The sequence below is a fragment of the Methylobacterium sp. 285MFTsu5.1 genome (assembly GCF_000383455.1).
Classification (GTDB): domain Bacteria; phylum Pseudomonadota; class Alphaproteobacteria; order Rhizobiales; family Beijerinckiaceae; genus Methylobacterium.
Window position 1 is genome coordinate 201316 of sequence record NZ_KB911274.1, and the last position, 14988, is coordinate 216303.

12 protein-coding genes are annotated in these 14988 nt (G+C 73.4%); 8 read left to right on the forward strand and 4 right to left on the reverse strand.

All coding sequences use genetic code 11. From position 1 onward, the window contains the following. The first annotated feature begins 9 nt into the window (after positions 1 to 9). Both H288_RS0111105 and H288_RS0111110 read left to right on the forward strand, forming a co-directional pair. Positions 10 to 1056: a glycosyltransferase family 1 protein gene (locus H288_RS0111105; RefSeq protein WP_020092659.1), complete on the forward strand. Its 1047-nt coding sequence runs from the start codon at positions 10 to 12 to the stop codon at positions 1054 to 1056. Positions 1057 to 1094: 38 nt separating this feature from the next. After that, complete coding sequence (locus tag H288_RS0111110; RefSeq protein ID WP_020092660.1) at positions 1095 to 1769, forward strand: ribonuclease HII; 675 nt, start codon at positions 1095 to 1097, stop codon at positions 1767 to 1769. Positions 1770 to 1782: 13 nt separating this feature from the next. Here H288_RS0111110 and H288_RS0111115 read toward each other — a convergent pair whose 3' ends face one another. Beyond that, a complete protein-coding gene (locus H288_RS0111115) occupies positions 1783 to 3885 on the reverse strand; it encodes a HAMP domain-containing methyl-accepting chemotaxis protein (protein ID WP_020092661.1) in 2103 nt (700 codons plus the stop codon). A 671-nt stretch (positions 3886 to 4556) separates the two neighbouring features. Continuing rightward, positions 4557 to 5672 (reverse strand): PA0069 family radical SAM protein, encoded by a 1116-nt coding sequence (locus H288_RS0111120; protein ID WP_020092662.1) that lies wholly within the window; start codon positions 5670 to 5672, stop codon positions 4557 to 4559. A 158-nt stretch (positions 5673 to 5830) separates the two neighbouring features. Between H288_RS0111120 and H288_RS0111125 the strand changes: the two genes are divergently transcribed. Both H288_RS0111125 and H288_RS0111130 read left to right on the forward strand, forming a co-directional pair. After that, positions 5831 to 6361, forward strand: a complete 531-nt coding sequence (locus tag H288_RS0111125) for a hypothetical protein (RefSeq protein ID WP_020092663.1) — start codon at positions 5831 to 5833, stop codon at positions 6359 to 6361. A 163-nt stretch (positions 6362 to 6524) separates the two neighbouring features. After that, a complete protein-coding gene (locus H288_RS0111130; protein ID WP_020092664.1) occupies positions 6525 to 7973 on the forward strand; it encodes an amino acid permease in 1449 nt (482 codons plus the stop codon). Between the two features lie 9 nt (positions 7974 to 7982). Here the strand turns inward: H288_RS0111130 and moaB are convergent, their stop codons facing one another. After that, on the reverse strand, positions 7983 to 8540 hold the full coding sequence (moaB, locus tag H288_RS0111135; protein ID WP_020092665.1) for a molybdenum cofactor biosynthesis protein B: 558 nt from the start codon (positions 8538 to 8540) through the stop codon (positions 7983 to 7985). Positions 8541 to 8681: 141 nt separating this feature from the next. On the opposite strand from moaB, the gene maiA reads away from it, so the two are divergent. From maiA to H288_RS0111155, 4 genes are all read left to right on the forward strand, one after another. Then, positions 8682 to 9329, forward strand: a complete 648-nt coding sequence (gene maiA, locus H288_RS0111140; protein WP_020092666.1) for a maleylacetoacetate isomerase — start codon at positions 8682 to 8684, stop codon at positions 9327 to 9329. Positions 9330 to 9469: 140 nt separating this feature from the next. Continuing rightward, positions 9470 to 10801: an NAD(P)/FAD-dependent oxidoreductase gene (locus H288_RS0111145; protein WP_020092667.1), complete on the forward strand. Its 1332-nt coding sequence runs from the start codon at positions 9470 to 9472 to the stop codon at positions 10799 to 10801. 65 nt (positions 10802 to 10866) lie between these two features. Next, positions 10867 to 11178, forward strand: a complete 312-nt coding sequence (locus tag H288_RS0111150) for an EthD family reductase (protein ID WP_020092668.1) — start codon at positions 10867 to 10869, stop codon at positions 11176 to 11178. Next, positions 11175 to 11492, forward strand: a complete 318-nt coding sequence (locus H288_RS0111155; RefSeq protein WP_020092669.1) for a hypothetical protein — start codon at positions 11175 to 11177, stop codon at positions 11490 to 11492. Before H288_RS0111150 ends, H288_RS0111155 begins: the two co-directional genes overlap by 4 nt. A gap of 136 nt (positions 11493 to 11628) precedes the next feature. On the opposite strand, the gene H288_RS0111160 is transcribed toward H288_RS0111155, so the two are convergent. Beyond that, the gene (locus H288_RS0111160) at positions 11629 to 14964 is read right to left on the reverse strand and encodes a GAF domain-containing hybrid sensor histidine kinase/response regulator (protein WP_020092670.1); all 3336 of its coding nucleotides are present in this window, start codon (positions 14962 to 14964) and stop codon (positions 11629 to 11631) included. Positions 14965 to 14988 lie beyond the last annotated feature (24 nt).

The following is a 14988-nucleotide window of genomic DNA, read 5'->3' on the forward strand; positions in this document are numbered from 1 at the left end:
GGCGCCGCCGTGAAGCTCCTGATCGCCAGCGACGCGTGGCACCCCCAGGTGAACGGCGTCGTGCGCTCCCTCGAGCAGATGGTCCGGCGCGCGCCCGAGCACGGCTTCGCCACGACGCTGCTGTCCGTCGCGGATTTCCGCTCGCTGCCGCTGCCGGGCTACCCGGAGATCCGCCTCGCCTATGCCGGGCGCGAGCGGGTGGCGGCGCGCTGGCGGGCCGAGCGGCCGAGCCACGTGCACATCGCCACGGAGGGGCCGGTCGGCCTCGCGGCGCGCCGGCACTGCCTCGCGCACGACCTGCCCTTCACGACGAGCTACCACACGCGCTTCCCGGAATACCTCGCCGCCCGCGCCCCGGTGCCGGAGGCGTGGTCCTACGCGTACCTGCGCCGGTTCCACGGCGCCGCCCGCGGGACGATGGTCAGCACCGCCTCGCTCCAGGGCGAGCTCGCGGCGCGGGGTTTCGGCCGGCTGATGCGCTGGACCCGGGGCGTGGACACGGAGCGGTTCCGGCCGGCCGAGCCCGGGACGCCCGTGCCGGCGGAACTCGCCGGCCTGCCGGGGCCGCTGTTCCTCTACGTCGGGCGGCTGGCGGTGGAGAAGAACGTCGCGGCCTTCCTCGCCCTCGACCTGCCCGGCACCAAGGTGGTGGTCGGCGACGGCCCGGACCGCGCGCGGCTGCAGGCGCTCGCGCCGGCGGCGCACTTCCTCGGCACCCGCACCGGCGCGGACCTCTCGGCGGTCTACGCGGCCTGCGACGTCTTCGTCTTCCCGAGCCTCACCGACACGTTCGGCATCGTGCTCCTGGAGGCCCTGGCCAGCGGCCTCCCGGTGGCGGCCTTCCCGGTGCCGGGTCCGAACGACGTCGTCGGCGGCACGCGGGTCGGCGTGCTCGACCCGGACCTGCGGGTCGCCGCGCTGGCGGCCCTGCGCCTGTCGCGCGCCGAGTGCCGGGCCGAGGCCCTGCGCCGCGGCTGGGACGTGAGCGCGCGGCAGTTCTTCGGTAACATCGTCGAGGCGCATGGGGGCGCCCGGAGCACCCGCGACGCCGCCTGACGCGTGACGGCGTCCGCGCGGAATGGCAGGAGGGCGCGATGCCGCCCGCCAAGCCACCCGCCAAGCCGCCAGCCGGATCGCCCGCCGGACCGGCCGGGTCCGCCAGAGCCCGGCCCCCGGTCGCCGGGCCGTTCGATCCCGCCCGGGCCGCCGCCTATCCGGCGGCGATCGGCTGCGACGAGGTCGGGCGCGGCGCGCTCTGCGGACCCGTGGTGGTGGCCGCGGTCTGGTTCGATCCGGCGGCGATCCCGGCCGACCTGCTCGCGGCCCTCGACGACAGCAAGCGCGTCCCCGAGCCCGTGCGCGACCGGCTGGCCCCCCTGATCCGCGCCCACGCGCGGGTCGCGGTGGCGGCGGGGTCGCGCGCCCTGATCGACCGGATCAACATCCGCGGCGCGACCCTCGACGCCATGGCGCGGGCGGTGGCGCGGCTCGGCCTCGCCGCGCCCGTGCTGGTCGACGGGCGCGACGCTCTGCCGGGCTTGCCCGGCCGCGCCGTCGTCGGCGGCGACCACTTGGTGCCCCAGATCGCCGCCGCGTCGATCGTCGCCAAGGTGCTCCGGGACCAGCTGATGCGGCGGCTCGCCCGGCGCCATCCCGGCTACGGCTGGGAGCGCAACGTCGGCTACGGGACGGCCGTCCACCGCGCCGGCCTGACGCAGCTCGGGCGCAGCCCCCACCACCGGCTCAGCTTCACCCGCGGCTTCGACTGAGCCGGGCGACGGGTCACGCGGCCCGGACGCCGGTGAGGAAGCGCTCGACCTCCGCGGCGAGTTCCTCCGACTGACGCGTGAGCGCGGTGGCGGCCGTCAGCACGTGGTCGGCCGCGTGGCCGGTTCGGTCGGCCGCCTGCGCCACGCCGGCGATGTTGCCGGTGACCTCCTGCGTGCCGGCATTGGCCTGGGCGACATTGCGGACGATCTCCTGCGTCGCCGCCCCCTGCTGCTCCACCGCGGCCGCGATGGCGGCGGCCACGGCGTCGATCTCCCCGATCCGGCCGGTGATCGTCCCGATCGCCCGCACCGCCTGACCGGTCACGGCCCGGATCTCGCCGATCTGCCGGCCGACCTCGTCGGTGGCCCGACCGGTCTGGGCGGCCAGGTCCTTGACCTCGGTTGCGACGACCGCGAAGCCGCGCCCGGCCTCGCCGGCCCGCGCCGCCTCGATCGTGGCGTTGAGCGCCAGCAGGTTCGTCTGCGCGGCGATGCGGGCGATCAGCTCGACGACGGCGTCGACCCGGGCGACGGACGCGTTCAGCGCCGCCACCAGGGCGGCCGTCTGGTCGGCCTCGCCGACCGCGCTCCGGGCCAGCTCGGACGAGCCCTGGACCTGCCGCCCGATCTCCTGGACGGAGGTGCCGAGTTCCTCCACCGCGGCGGCCACCGTCCTGACGCCGGCGGACGCCTCCTCGGCGGCCGCGGCCACGGTATCGGACTGGCTGGCCGTCTCCTGGGCTGTGGTGGTCATCTCCCAGGCCGTGGTCTGCAGTTCGGCCGCGGCGGCGGAGACCTGCCCGACGATGCCGGCCACCGCCGCCTCGAAGGTCTGCGCCATCGTGTGCGTCATGGTCCGGCGCTGCGCCTCCGCGGCGCGCGCCGCCTCGTCCGCCTCTGCCTCCAGGGCGCGGGTGCGGACGAGGTTGTCCCGGAAGACCTCCACGGCCGCCGCCATCGCGCCGATCTCGTCCCGCCGCCCGCGGGCCGGGATCTCCACGGCGACGTCGCCGGAGGCGAGCGCCCGCATCGCCTGGATCATGGCCCGGAGCGGCCCGAGCACGCGGCGGACGACGACGACGGCGCCGGCACCGGCGAGCAGCACCGATGCGGCCAGGAACAGGCCGGTGTGCAGCAGCGTCGCCCCCGCCTCAGCGAAGAGTGCCTGCGCGCGGGCGACCATCGCGTTCAGCGCCGCCTCGGCGAGGTCGGCGATAGTGTTGACCTCCCGCGTGTTGCGGTCGCGCAGGTCCTGGATCGCGACGCCCGGCGGCTGGCCCCGGCTCAGGGCCGCCCGCAAGGCCTGCCGCCGCGCCGCGACCTCACCCTCGAAGTTGCTGGCGCCCGCCCTCACGAAGGCGTCCTGGACCGCCCGCGGCAGCGTGTCGTCCATGTGATCGACGAGATTCGCCCAGCTCGCCGCGACGCGGCCGCGCTCCTCGGCCTCCGCGAGGCGCTCCTCCTCGGACCAGCCCGTGCCCCGCGTCACGGCCGTCTCGGCCCGCGCCACGTTGCCGCCGATCGCGACCCGCGTGATCCAGGCGGCGCGCTTGATGTCCAGGGCGCGGGCCAGCGCCGCGTCCCGGCGCGGGATCGTGACGTCGACGGCCCCGCTGGTCGCCGTGAGGGCGTCGAGCAGATCCCGGAAGGCGGTCGCGGCGACCTCCGCGGTCGCGGCCTCGCGCTCCGCGACCGGGACCGCGAGGGCCGCGTCGATCCGCGACGTCAGGCCGGTGACGGCCTCGTGCGCCCGTCGGAGCGGATCGACCGTCTTCGCCACCGCGGCGGTGTCGATCGCGCGCACCAGGCTCAGGAGCGCCGCCAGCCGGTCGATCCGGGTCGCGCGCTGTCGGGCGATCAGGGCCGCGTCGGCGGGCGGGATCCTGTCCGCGGCGATCAGCGCCTGCAGGGTCCGCCCCCGCTCGAGGCGCACGGCGAGCAGGATCTCGAGGAGGATACGGCTGCCTTCCGTGAGCGCGACGACGCGGCGGCTCTCCCGCTCCTGCGCCCCGGCCTCCAGCGCCGTCCGGGCGCCCGCGGCCAGCAGCATGGCGCTGAGTGAGAACAGGATCGCGCACAGGATCGTGCCGATGGACGGACGCGGAAGACGCAGCATGAGGGTCGGGATCTCTCTTCGCGGTGCGTCGAGGCGCGCGGCCCGCCGCCGGGCTGCCCGGTTCGAGCAGGGCGGCCGGTCGGCCTCGGTCGACGGAAAGGCTGAGCGACGCGACAGGCACCCCGACGCGGCGCCGGCCCGGTTCGCTCGAAGGGCGCGGCGAGGGCGCGGCGAGTCCGGGAGTTCGCCCGGTCGGCATCGAAGGTCGAAACCCCGACACGCTACCGTCTCAAGGAAGGACGGCAGTCGCGACCGGCAGAACCGAGCAGGGCCGCGGCGCGAGGCTCGCCCGCGACCGGATCACGGCGCACAGCGTCCATTGGCGGGATCTGCGGACACGGACGCCGGACAAAATCGCGCTCTTACGCACAGAACGACCCTCAATATAGAACTGAAATTCGATAACTCAATCAAACTTGGTCAAAATCTCGCAGTAACCCTCGCGATCTCAGGCATTTGAACCACAATGGCACAGATGTCAATCTTACGTTCTGCGATTTTACTCACGCCTTAGACATCTAAAAATCCACTTTGGGAGCAACATTTGAGTCGTTTTCTATCTTTGGAAATGTATTTTTACGCCGCTTCCGGCCAAAATGACTGGAATTTTCGCTGAACCGTACTGTGGGACAGGTCCGCCGCCTCGCGCGCGCCGCCGCGTCGGTCGCGTGTCAGAACAGCGCCAGCTGCGCGCCGGGCTTCCGGAAGGCGTCGCGATTCAGCGCGATGCGCCCGAAGGCGAAACCGAGACGCGTGCCGGCGAGCCGGACCCGCTGGCCGATCATCGCCGCGTAGGCGCCCTCCCCGCGGAAGCGGTGGCCGAAGCGCGGGTCGTTCTCGCGCCCGCCCCGGGCTTCCCGCAGGAGTGCGAAGGCCCGCGCCCTGCGTTCGGGATAATGCTCGGTGAACCAGTCCGCCACGAGGTCCGCGACTTCGCCCGGGAGGCGCAGCAGCGCGTGGCCGATCCGGCTCGCCCCGCGCGCGCGCGCCTCGGCCAGGATCGATTCGATCTCGTGGTCCGTCAGGCCGGGGATGATCGGCGAGACGTTGACCATGACGGGCACGCCCGCCGCGCTCAGGCCCCGCATCGCCGCGAGCCGCTTGCCCGGCCGCGGCGCCCGCGGGTCGAGGCGGCGGGCGAGGTCCGGATCCAGCGTCGGCAGCGAGATCGCCGCCAGCACGAGGTTCTCCGCCGCCATCTCTGCCAGGAGGTCGAGGTCGCGCAGCACGAGGTCCGACTTGGTGGTGATGCTGACGGGGTGGCGGGCCTCCCGCAGCACCTCCAGAACCGCGCGGGTGAGCCGGTGCTCCCGCTCGACCGGCTGGTAGGGATCCGTGGCGGTGCCGAGGGCGATCGTGTCGGGCCGGTAGCCCGGCGCGGCGATCTCGCGGGCGAGGAGCCGGGCGGCGTCCGGCTTGGTGAAGATCCGCGACTCGAAGTCGAGCCCCGGCGACAGGCCGAGCCAGGCATGGGTCGGGCGCGCGTAGCAGTAGATGCAGCCGTGCTCGCAGCCCCGGTACGGGTTGATCGACCGGTCGAACGGGATGTCGGGCGAGCTGTTGCGCGCGATGATCCGGGCGGACCGCTCTGGCGTGACCTCCGTGCGCAGGGGTGCCGGAGCTTCCGCCGTCCAGGTCTCGTCATGGAACGCCTCGCGCCGGGCGGATTCGTATCGGCCCGTCGGGTTGGCCGTCGCGCCGCGCCCCCGCCGGGCGGCCGGTTCCGCGACGCTCGGCCCGAGTCGCGGCGCGGCCCCGGAGGCGGTCCCGTCGCGCGTGCCCCCCATGACGACTCGCCTCCCTCACGCATCCATATAAGAACATAGAGCGAACGCGATGGCGACGGGCGCCTTTTTTTCAGGCAAATGCGGTTCTGCAGCCCGTCCGAACGGCGACGCGTCGGCGCGCGGGCCGCGGGGCAGTTTACGGCGCCGCAGAATCGTCTATGCGCGCGCTCATGCTCTCCGCCGTGACCTATCTGGCCGAACCGGCCGATCCGGACGCGATCGATCGCCTGGCCGACACGCTCAGCGTGCTCGTCTCCGGCGTGGCCGGCGGCCTCGTCGGCGACGCGGTGATCGTCGCGGGCCGCGAGAGCGAGGCCGTGGCGGCCGTCGCGGAGGCCACGGGCGCGACCCTCGTGCTGCACCGGGGCGGCAATCCCTACGCGGCGGGCGCCGCCGCGGCCCGGCGGGACTGGATCCTGTGCCTGGAGGCCGGCGACGTCCCGGCCGAGGGCTGGATCCGCACCCTCGACCGCTTCGTCGGGACCGCGCGGCCGGAGACGGCGCTCGGCCGCCTGCACCGCCCGGCCGGGCGTTGGCTCGGCCGGCTCGTCAGACGGGCGGAGACCGTCGTCGGCGCCCGGCAGGCCCGGGCCGGCGACGTCGTCCGGCGCGAGGCCCTGCGTGCCGAGGGCGCGTTCACGGGTCGCCTCAAGGTCAGGCCGCTGATCGCTCGGATCGAGCGCGCCTGACCGGAAAGATCTTGCTCGGGAGAATCTTGCTCCGGAAGAATCTTGCGCCCGCTCACGTTGTTGTCGGTCGATCCGCCTCTACAACTCTGGAAGCGCGGCAGGATCGTCGCCGTCTCCGGACATGTCGACGCGCTGAGCCACCCCGATCTGGAAGGATGGTGCAATGGATTCGTCGGGCCTGATGGGGCGCAAGTCGGTCGAGGACATCGTCGAGAGCGGCGAGGGCGAGCAACAGCTCTCGAAGTCGCTGGGCGCCCTCTCGATCACCGCGATGGGCATCGGGGCGATCATCGGCGCCGGCATCTTCGTCCTGACCGGCACGGCCGCGGCCCAGTATGCCGGGCCGGGGATCATGCTGTCCTTCGTGCTCGGCGGCATCGCCTGCGCCTTCGTCGGCCTCTGCTACTCGGAGATGGCCGCGCTGATCCCGGTCGCCGGATCGAGCTACACCTACACCTACGCGACGCTCGGCGAGTTCTTCGCGTGGCTGATCGGCTGGGACCTGATCCTCGAATACGCCATGGGCGCCGCCACCGTGGCGGTCGGCTGGTCGGGCTACGTGACCAGCATCCTGAAGAGCGTCGGCATCGTGATCCCGGCGCAGTTCGCCAACGCGCCGGGCACGCCGATCGAGGGCGGCGGGACCGCGCTGCTGAACCTGCCGGCGGTCCTGATCGTGGCGCTGATCACGATCCTGCTGATGCGGGGCACGAAGGAATCGGCGCTCTTCAACAACATCATGGTCGCGGTGAAGCTCACCGTCGTGGTCGCCTTCATCGCCCTGGGCTGGGGCCACGTGAACGCCGCGAACTGGAGCCCGCTCATCCCGGACAACGACGGGACCTTCGGCCATTTCGGCTACAGCGGCGTTCTGCGCGGCGCGGGCGTGGTGTTCTTCGCCTTCATCGGCTTCGACGCGGTCTCGACCGCCGCCCAGGAGGCGCGCAAGCCCCAGAAGGACATGCCCATCGGCATCCTGGGCTCGCTCGCGGTCTGCACGATCCTGTACGTGCTCGTCGCCGCCGTGCTCACCGGTCTCGTGCCCTACAAGGACCTCAACGTCCCGGACCCGATCGCCAAGGGCGTCGACGTGATCGGCATCGGCTGGTTCAGCCTCCTGATCAAGCTCGGGGCGCTGACCGGGCTGACGACGGTGATCCTCGTCCTGCTCTACGGCCAGAGCCGGATCTTCTTCACCATGGCGCAGGACGGCCTGCTGCCGAAGATGTTCTCCCACGTCCACCCGACCTACCAGACGCCGTATCGCAGCCAGGCGATGATCGGCGCCGCGGTCGCCGTGGTGGCGGCGCTGGTGCCGATCCACATCCTCGGCGAGATGGTGAGCATCGGCACCCTCGCGGCCTTCATCCTCGTCTGCGGCTCGGTCCTCTACCTGCGGCGGGCCGAGCGCACCATGAAGCGGCCGTTCCGGGCGCCCGCCGTGCCGGTCGTGCCGATCCTCGGCATCCTGTCCTGCCTGCTCCTGATGATCGGCCTGCCCCTCGACACGTGGCTGCGGCTGGTGATCTGGATGGCGCTCGGCCTCGTCGTGTACTTCTTCTACGGCCGCAAGCACTCGGTCCTGCGCCGCAAGGAGGGGAACCTCGCGTAGCGCGCGGCCTCACACCGTGAGGCTCGCGCCGCGCCGCAGGTGCTCGTCGAGGCGCGGCATGATCTCCACGAAGTTGCAGGGCCGGTGCCGGTAGTCGAGCTGCTGGGCCAGGATCCCGTCCCAGGCGTCGCGGCAGGCGCCGGGCGAGCCCGGCAGCACGAACACGTAGGTCGCCCGCGCGACCCCCGCGGTGGCGCGGGATTGCAGGGTCGAGGTGCCGATCTTGTCGTACGAGATCCGGTGGAACACGGCCGAGAAGCCGTCCATGCGCTTCTCGAACAGCGGCTCCAGCGCCTCGGGGGTGACGTCGCGGCCGGTGAAGCCGGTCCCGCCGGTGGTGATCACCACGTCGACGCCGGGGTCGCGCAGCCACGCCTCCACCCGCGCGCGGATCGCCGGGACCTCGTCCGGGACGATCGACCGGGCCGCCAGGATGTGCCCCGCCTCGGTGAGGCGCTGGGTCAGGGTGTCGCCCGAGCGGTCGTCCTCCGGGCGGCGGGTGTCGGAGACGGTCAGGACCGCGATGTTCAGGGGGATGAAGCGGCGGGCGTCGGTCTGATCGGCCATCGTGCGGGCTCTCCGGGGCGGGAGACCGATATGGGCCCGGCGGGACTGCTTGTCGCCCCCGGGCCGCCGCGCGCGCAGCCCCCTTGCGGGCCGCGGCGAAGTCGGCTGTGCTCGCTCGACCCCGTCGGAGACCGCTGACCCATGCACATGTACGGCAACTGGCGCTCGGCCGCGGCCTTCCGGGTGCGGATCGCCCTGAAGCTGAAGGGCATCGCCTACGAGGAGACCTTCATCGACCTCGACGCCGGCGACCAGCACGAGCCGGCGTTCCGGAAGATCAACCCGCAGGGCGCGGTGCCGGCGCTGTTCGACGGCGACGGGCCGCCGCTCACCCAGTCGCTGGCGATCCTCGACTACTTGGAGGAGACGCGCGGCGGCGTCCGCCTCCTGCCCGAGGAGCCCCGGGCGCGGGCCCGCGCCCGCTCGCTGGCGCAGGTGGTCGCGTGCGACACCCACCCGCTCTACGTGCCCCGGGTGCGCACCTTCCTGATGAAGCATTACGGCCTGCCCCGGGAGCGCATGCTGGATTTCCTGCGCAACGCCTTCGAGACCGGCCTCCGGACCCTGGAGACGCGCCTCGCCACCGAGCCGGGGACGGGCCGGTTCTGCCAGGGCGATTCGGTGAGCCACGCCGACCTCTGCCTCGTCAGCCTCTGGGTCGGGACGGGCATCTTCGGCATCGACACGGCGGCCTACCCGACGGTCGCGCGAATCGCCGAGGCCTGCCTCGCCCTGCCGGCGGTCGCGGAGGCGCATCCGCTGCGCCAGCCGGGCGCCCCGCCGGCGTGACCGGGCTCCGCGCGCCGCCCGTCCGGTGCGCGACGTCGCACTCGTGACCGGGGGTCGCGGCCGGCGATGTGGTATTCGGCAACCCAGGCCGTGTAAGGAGGCCGGCGACTGATCCCGGTCCGGGGGGAGAAAGAGTGTCGATGGCATCCGTCGAGAACGAGTCGGGCCTTCATCGCGTCGTGGTGGTCGGCGGCGGCGCAGCCGGACTGCAGCTGGTCACGAAGCTCGGCGACAAGCTCGGGCGCGGCAAGCGCGCGCACGTCACCCTCGTGGACCGCGCCCGGACGCATATCTGGAAGCCGCTGCTCCACGAGGTGGCGGCCGGCAGCCTCGACGTCGGCCACCACGCGGTGGATTACCTGCACCACGCCCACATGCACGGCTTCCGCTACCGGATCGGGCGGATGACCGGGCTCGACCGGGAGGCGCGCACGATCCAGCTCGCCGCGAGCCACGACGCGGAAGGGCGCGAGATCACGCCCGAGCGCGCCGTCCCCTACGACACGCTGGTGATGGCGGTGGGCTCCACCACCAACGATTTCGGCACGCCGGGCGTCGCCGAGCACGCCATCGCCCTCGACACCCAGGACCAGGCGGTGCGCTTCCACCAGCGCCTCGTGAACGCCTCGCTGCGCGCGCACACGCAGGCCGGCCCGGTCCGGCCCGGCCAGCTCCACGTCACGGTGATCGGCGCGGGCGCGACCGGGACGGAACTCGCCGCCGAGCTCCACCGGACCCTGCGCCACGTCGTCTCGACCGGGCTCGACAAGATCGACCCGGGCAAGGACATCCGCATCACCCTGGTCGAGGCCGCCGACCGGATCCTGCCGGCGGTGCCGCAGCGCCTCTCGGCGGAGGTGATGCAGCTGCTCAGCAAGATCGGCGTCGACGTGCGCGTGAAGGCGCGGGTCACCGAGGTCCGCGCGGACGGCGTGCAGCTCGCCGACGGCACCTTCATCCCGTCCGAGCTGGTCGTCTGGGCGGCGGGCGTGAAGGCGCCGCCCTTCCTGCAGGGCATCGGCGGCCTGGAGACGACGCGGACCAACCAGCTGGTGGTGACGCCGACGCTGCAGACCACCCGCGACCCCGACATCTTCGCCATCGGCGACTGCGCCTACCTGGTCGAGGCCGGCTCCGACACGCCGGTGCCGCCCCGCGCGCAGGCGGCCCACCAGCAGGCGAGCCACCTGATCGCCCAGATCCCGGCCAAGATCGACGGCAAGCCGCTGAAGCCGTTCCGGTACAAGGATTTCGGCTCGCTGGTCTCGCTGGGCGAGTACTCGACCGTGGGCAGCCTGATGGGGTTCGTGCGCGGCAAGAACATGCTCATCGCCGGTCTGTTCGCCCGGATGATGTACCGCTCGCTCTACAAGATGCACGAGCGGGCGCTGCACGGCACGGCCAAGACCGCCCTCGACACCCTGGCCCGCGCGCTGACCCGGCGCACCGAGCCGCGGGTGAAGCTGCACTGACCGTCGCCGTACGACCCGAGGACGGGCGCCCGGATCGACCGGGCGCCACACAGGAAGGAAACGCCATGATCCTGGTAAGCGTGATGTACCCGGCCGGCCCGAGCTTCGACATGGGCTACTACCTCGGCCACCACATGCCGCTGGTGCGCGAGCGCTGGTCGTCCCTCGGCCTCCACGACGCGAAGGTCGTCAAGGGCGCCGGCACGCCGGACGGCGGCGCCGCCCCGTTCCAGGTGATGGCCCTCCTGACCTTCGAGTCGGTCGACGCCTTCAAGAAGGCCGTCGCCGCCCACGGCGAGGAGATCTTCGCCGACATCCCGAACTTCACCGCGGCGCAGGCCCAGGTGCAGATCAACGACTTCGCGGAGAACCCGTGATCGACATCGTCAAGGCGGTGCAGGAGGCCGATCCGAGCCTCGGCACCTACGTGGTCGTGCTGCGCACCGACGCCCGGGCCCTGGACGGCCCGGAGCGGTTCACGCCGGAGGCGCAGGCCTGGATCGCCGAGAAGGCGCCGAGCGGCCGGCTCGCCCGGGTGCGCGTCCTGCTCGCCCCCTATCCGGGGGCGGAGCCGGCCGCGCGCGAGGTCACCGTGGCGGCCTTCGCCGACGCGCGGGAGCTCGCCGCCTTCGCGACGACCTGGACCGGCGACCCGCTGCCGGAGGAGCCGGGGGATTCTCTTCCCGACTGACGGCTCCGGGGCCGCCGTCTCGGCGAGCGGAGTAGGCGATCCAGGGCAACGCGGCGCTCACCGGCGGCGCGCCGACCCTGGGTCACTTCGCTCCGCCCGCGATGACGGAAAGGGTCCTCGATACCCGCGCGCGGACTCACGCCGCGCGCAGCTGCCGGATGGCGCGGAGCGCGGTCGCCCGCTGGATCTCCAGGCGCCGGATCAGCGGCATCAGGTCGGCGCCCGCGTGGGCGGCGGCCTCGACCTCCCGGCACAGGCTCGACAGGCCGACGAAGCCCAGCAGCCCGGCCGCCGCCACCAGGGCGTGCGCGTCGTGGGCGATCTGCAGGCGGTCGGTCTCGCTCGGCCGGAACCGCTCGGACAGCTCGTTCGCCAGGAGATCGAGCAGCGCCCCGACGCGATCGGTGCCGAAGCTCGCCTCCATCTCGGTCAGGACCGCCGCGTCGAGCACGGCCGAATCGACCTGCGGCAGGCGGCGCGGCACCTCGGCCCGCGCCGGCCGCCGCGCGCCCGGCGCCGTCCAGCGGCTGATCGTGGCGAAGAGGTCGGCCCGCCGGAACGGCTTGCCGACATGGTCGTCCATCCCGGCCTCGCGCAGCTCCTCGATCTGCGACGGCAGGACGTTGGCGGTCATGGCGACGATCGGGATGTCGCAGGCGGGCGGCGCGAGGGCGCGGATGCGGCGCGTGGCCGTGAGCCCGTCGACGCGGGGCATCTGGACGTCCATCAGCACGAGATCGTAGGCCCGGCCGGCCGCGACCGACGACCCGACCGCCGTGATCGCCTCGGCGCCGTCCCCGGCCACGTCCACCGCGTAGCCCTGGGATTCGAGCACCGCGCAGGCGAGTTCCTGGTTGAGCGGCACGTCCTCGACGAGGAGCAGCCGCAGCGGCGCGCCCGGGACCTCGCCGGCCGCCGGAGCCGCGGCCGGGGGCGGCCGCGACGGCCCACCCGCGTCGGCCGCGGCGCCCGGGGCCGCGGTGTCCCGCTCGCCGCGGGGCAGCACCAGCCGGAACCAGAAGGTCGAGCCCGCCCCCTCGCGGCTCTCGACCCCGATCTCGCCGCCCATCAGCGACACGAGGTGCCGGGAGATCGCGAGGCCGAGGCCGGTGCCGCCGAAGCGCCGGCTGATCGAGCCGTCGACCTGGCTGAACCGCTTGAACAGCCGGTCCTGCTGCGCCGGCGCGATGCCGATGCCGGTATCGACCACGGAGAACCGGACCGCGTCGCCGGGGCGCCCGTCGGGGGCGACGCCGTCGCTCTCCCGCTCCGCGGTCACCGTGACCGAGCCCTCGGGCGTGAACTTCACGGCGTTGTTCAGCAGGTTGAGCAGCACCTGTCGCAGGCGCCCGGCATCGCCGACCACGAAGGTCGGCAGGGCCGGGTCGATCCGGGCCTCGATGGCGAGGCCGCTGCGGAGCGCGCTGCCCCGCACGATCGAGACCGTGCTGTCGACGGTCGAGGCCAGCGGGAAGGTGACCGGATCGAGGGTCAGCTCGCCAGCCTCGATCTTCGAGAAGTCGAGGATGTCGTTGACGACCGTGAGCAGGGCCGCGCCGGAACTCTGGATCAGCTCGAGGCGCCGCCGGTCCTCGTTCTGGATCGCGTCGCCGTCGAGGAGCAGCTCGGCATAGCCCAGGATGCCGTTCAGCGGGGTGCGGATCTCGTGGCTCATGGCGGCCAGGAACTCGCTCTTGGCCGCGCTCGCGCGCTCCGCCTCGGTGCGGGCCGCCTCGGCGTCGCGCGTGGCGGTGCGCAGGGCCGCCTCGACCGCCTTGCGCTCGGTGATGTCGAGGTGGAGGCCGACCATCCGCTGGGGCTGCCCGTCGGTGCCGCCGAGCGTCCGGCCCCGCGCGTAGAGCCAGCGCGCGCCGACCCGGAACTCGGCCGCGTAGGGGGTGCCGGACTCGACCGCCCGCCGGATCTCGTTCCAGACATCGGAGACGTCGTCCGGATCGATCAGCGCCGTCCACGCGGAGGCCGAGATCGTGTGGGCGCCGCCGGTCTCCGGCAGGCCGTGCATCCGCGCGCTCTCCGGGCTGAGGACGGCGAGCCCCGTGCGCATGTCCCAGTCCCAGGTGCCGGCCTCCGCGGCGTCGAGGGCGATGTCGAGCAGGCCGCTCGCCTCCTCGACGGCGAGCCGCGCCGTGACGATGTCGTCGACGTCGAGGGCGGTCCCGAGCCACTCCGCCACCGCGCCGTCCGCCGGGTCGAGGCGGATCGGGATCAGGGAGAGCTTGTGCCACCGGTAGACGCCGTCCTGGCGCCGGATCCGCCACTGGCCGCTGTAGCCGGTGCCGGTCTCGACCGCCCGGATCCAGGCTGCCTCCATGGCGGCGGCATCCTCGGGGTGGTTCCGGACGAGGCGCTCCGCGCGCTCGGGCCCGATCGGCCCGTAATAGGACTGGAACTGCGCGTTGGCGTAGGTCGCCTGACCGTCCCCGACCCGCATGGTCCAGACCAGGAGCGGCAGCGCCTCGGCGAGGCCCCGGTAGCGCAGCTCGCTGCGGCGAACCTCGTCCTCGGCGCGCCGGCGCTCGGTCACGTCGATCAGGACGCCGAACAGGCCGGCGCCCGCCCCCTCCCCCCGGGCCATGCCGCGCACGACCACGTCGCGCAGCGCGCCGTCCGGCCGCAGCAGCCGGGCCTCGAAATCGAACCGGACCCCGCGGGCGATCGCGTCGGCGACGATCGCCTCGAGCCGGGCGCGGTCGTCGGGATGGTAGATCTGCGAGAAGGCGTCGAGATGCGGCGGCGGGGTCGCCGGGTCGCGGCCCGCGATGGCGTAGAGGCTCGCCGACCAGACCGGCTGCCCGTCCGCGAGATCCACGCGCCAGTTCCCGACGCTGGCGAGTTGCTCGGCCATGGTGAGCTGGTGGTTCGCCGCCTCTTGGGCGCGGGCCCGAGCGTTGATCTCCTGGTGCTGCTCGCGGATCAGCGCCTCGCGGATCGCCGCCTGCGCGATCTCCCGGTCGCGCCGCGCGTTGGCCTCCGTGAGGCGCAGATGCGCCACGACGATTTCGGCGAGGTCGCGGAAGGCGGCCGCATCCTCGGGCGAGAAGTCGGAGCGGGGCTCGGGATCGGCGAGGCAGAGGGTTCCGACCGGCAGGCCCGGCTGGAGGCTCAGGGCGATGCCCGCGTAGAACCGGATCCCGTCCGGCGCGGCGGCCACGGGCAGGTCGCGGAAGCGCGCGTCGAGCCGCGCGTCGGGGACGACCACGAGGGCGTCGCTGCGGATCGTGTGCTGGCAGAAGCTCTCGTCCCGCCGCATCGTGGTCGGCACCCCGGCACAGGGCGTCTTCAGCCACTGGTGCGTGTCGCCCAGGAAGGCCACGAACGCGCTGCGCACGCCGAACAGGCGCCGGGCGGTCCGGCAGACGGCCTCGAAATGCGGTTCCGGCGGTGTCCCGAGGATCGCGAGGGCCTCGAGGGCCGCGAGCCGGTCGCGCTCGTTCTCCGGCTGTGTGCTCACGTACCGTCTCCGGGTGCCGATCGG

Excerpts from the sequence above, each read along its gene's own strand:
- H288_RS0111110 (WP_020092660.1), top strand. The coding sequence starts at position 1,095 with ATGCCGCCCGCCAAGCCACCCGCCAAGCCGCCAGCCGGATCGCCCGCC.
- H288_RS0111115 (WP_020092661.1), bottom strand. The coding sequence starts at position 3,885 with ATGCTGCGTCTTCCGCGTCCGTCCATCGGCACGATCCTGTGCGCGATC.
- H288_RS0111120 (WP_020092662.1), bottom strand. The coding sequence starts at position 5,672 with ATGGGGGGCACGCGCGACGGGACCGCCTCCGGGGCCGCGCCGCGACTC.
- H288_RS0111125 (WP_020092663.1), top strand. The coding sequence starts at position 5,831 with ATGCGCGCGCTCATGCTCTCCGCCGTGACCTATCTGGCCGAACCGGCC.
- H288_RS0111130 (WP_020092664.1), top strand. The coding sequence starts at position 6,525 with ATGGATTCGTCGGGCCTGATGGGGCGCAAGTCGGTCGAGGACATCGTC.
- moaB (WP_020092665.1), bottom strand. The coding sequence starts at position 8,540 with ATGGCCGATCAGACCGACGCCCGCCGCTTCATCCCCCTGAACATCGCG.
- maiA (WP_020092666.1), top strand. The coding sequence starts at position 8,682 with ATGCACATGTACGGCAACTGGCGCTCGGCCGCGGCCTTCCGGGTGCGG.
- H288_RS0111145 (WP_020092667.1), top strand. The coding sequence starts at position 9,470 with ATGGCATCCGTCGAGAACGAGTCGGGCCTTCATCGCGTCGTGGTGGTC.
- H288_RS0111150 (WP_020092668.1), top strand. The coding sequence starts at position 10,867 with ATGATCCTGGTAAGCGTGATGTACCCGGCCGGCCCGAGCTTCGACATG.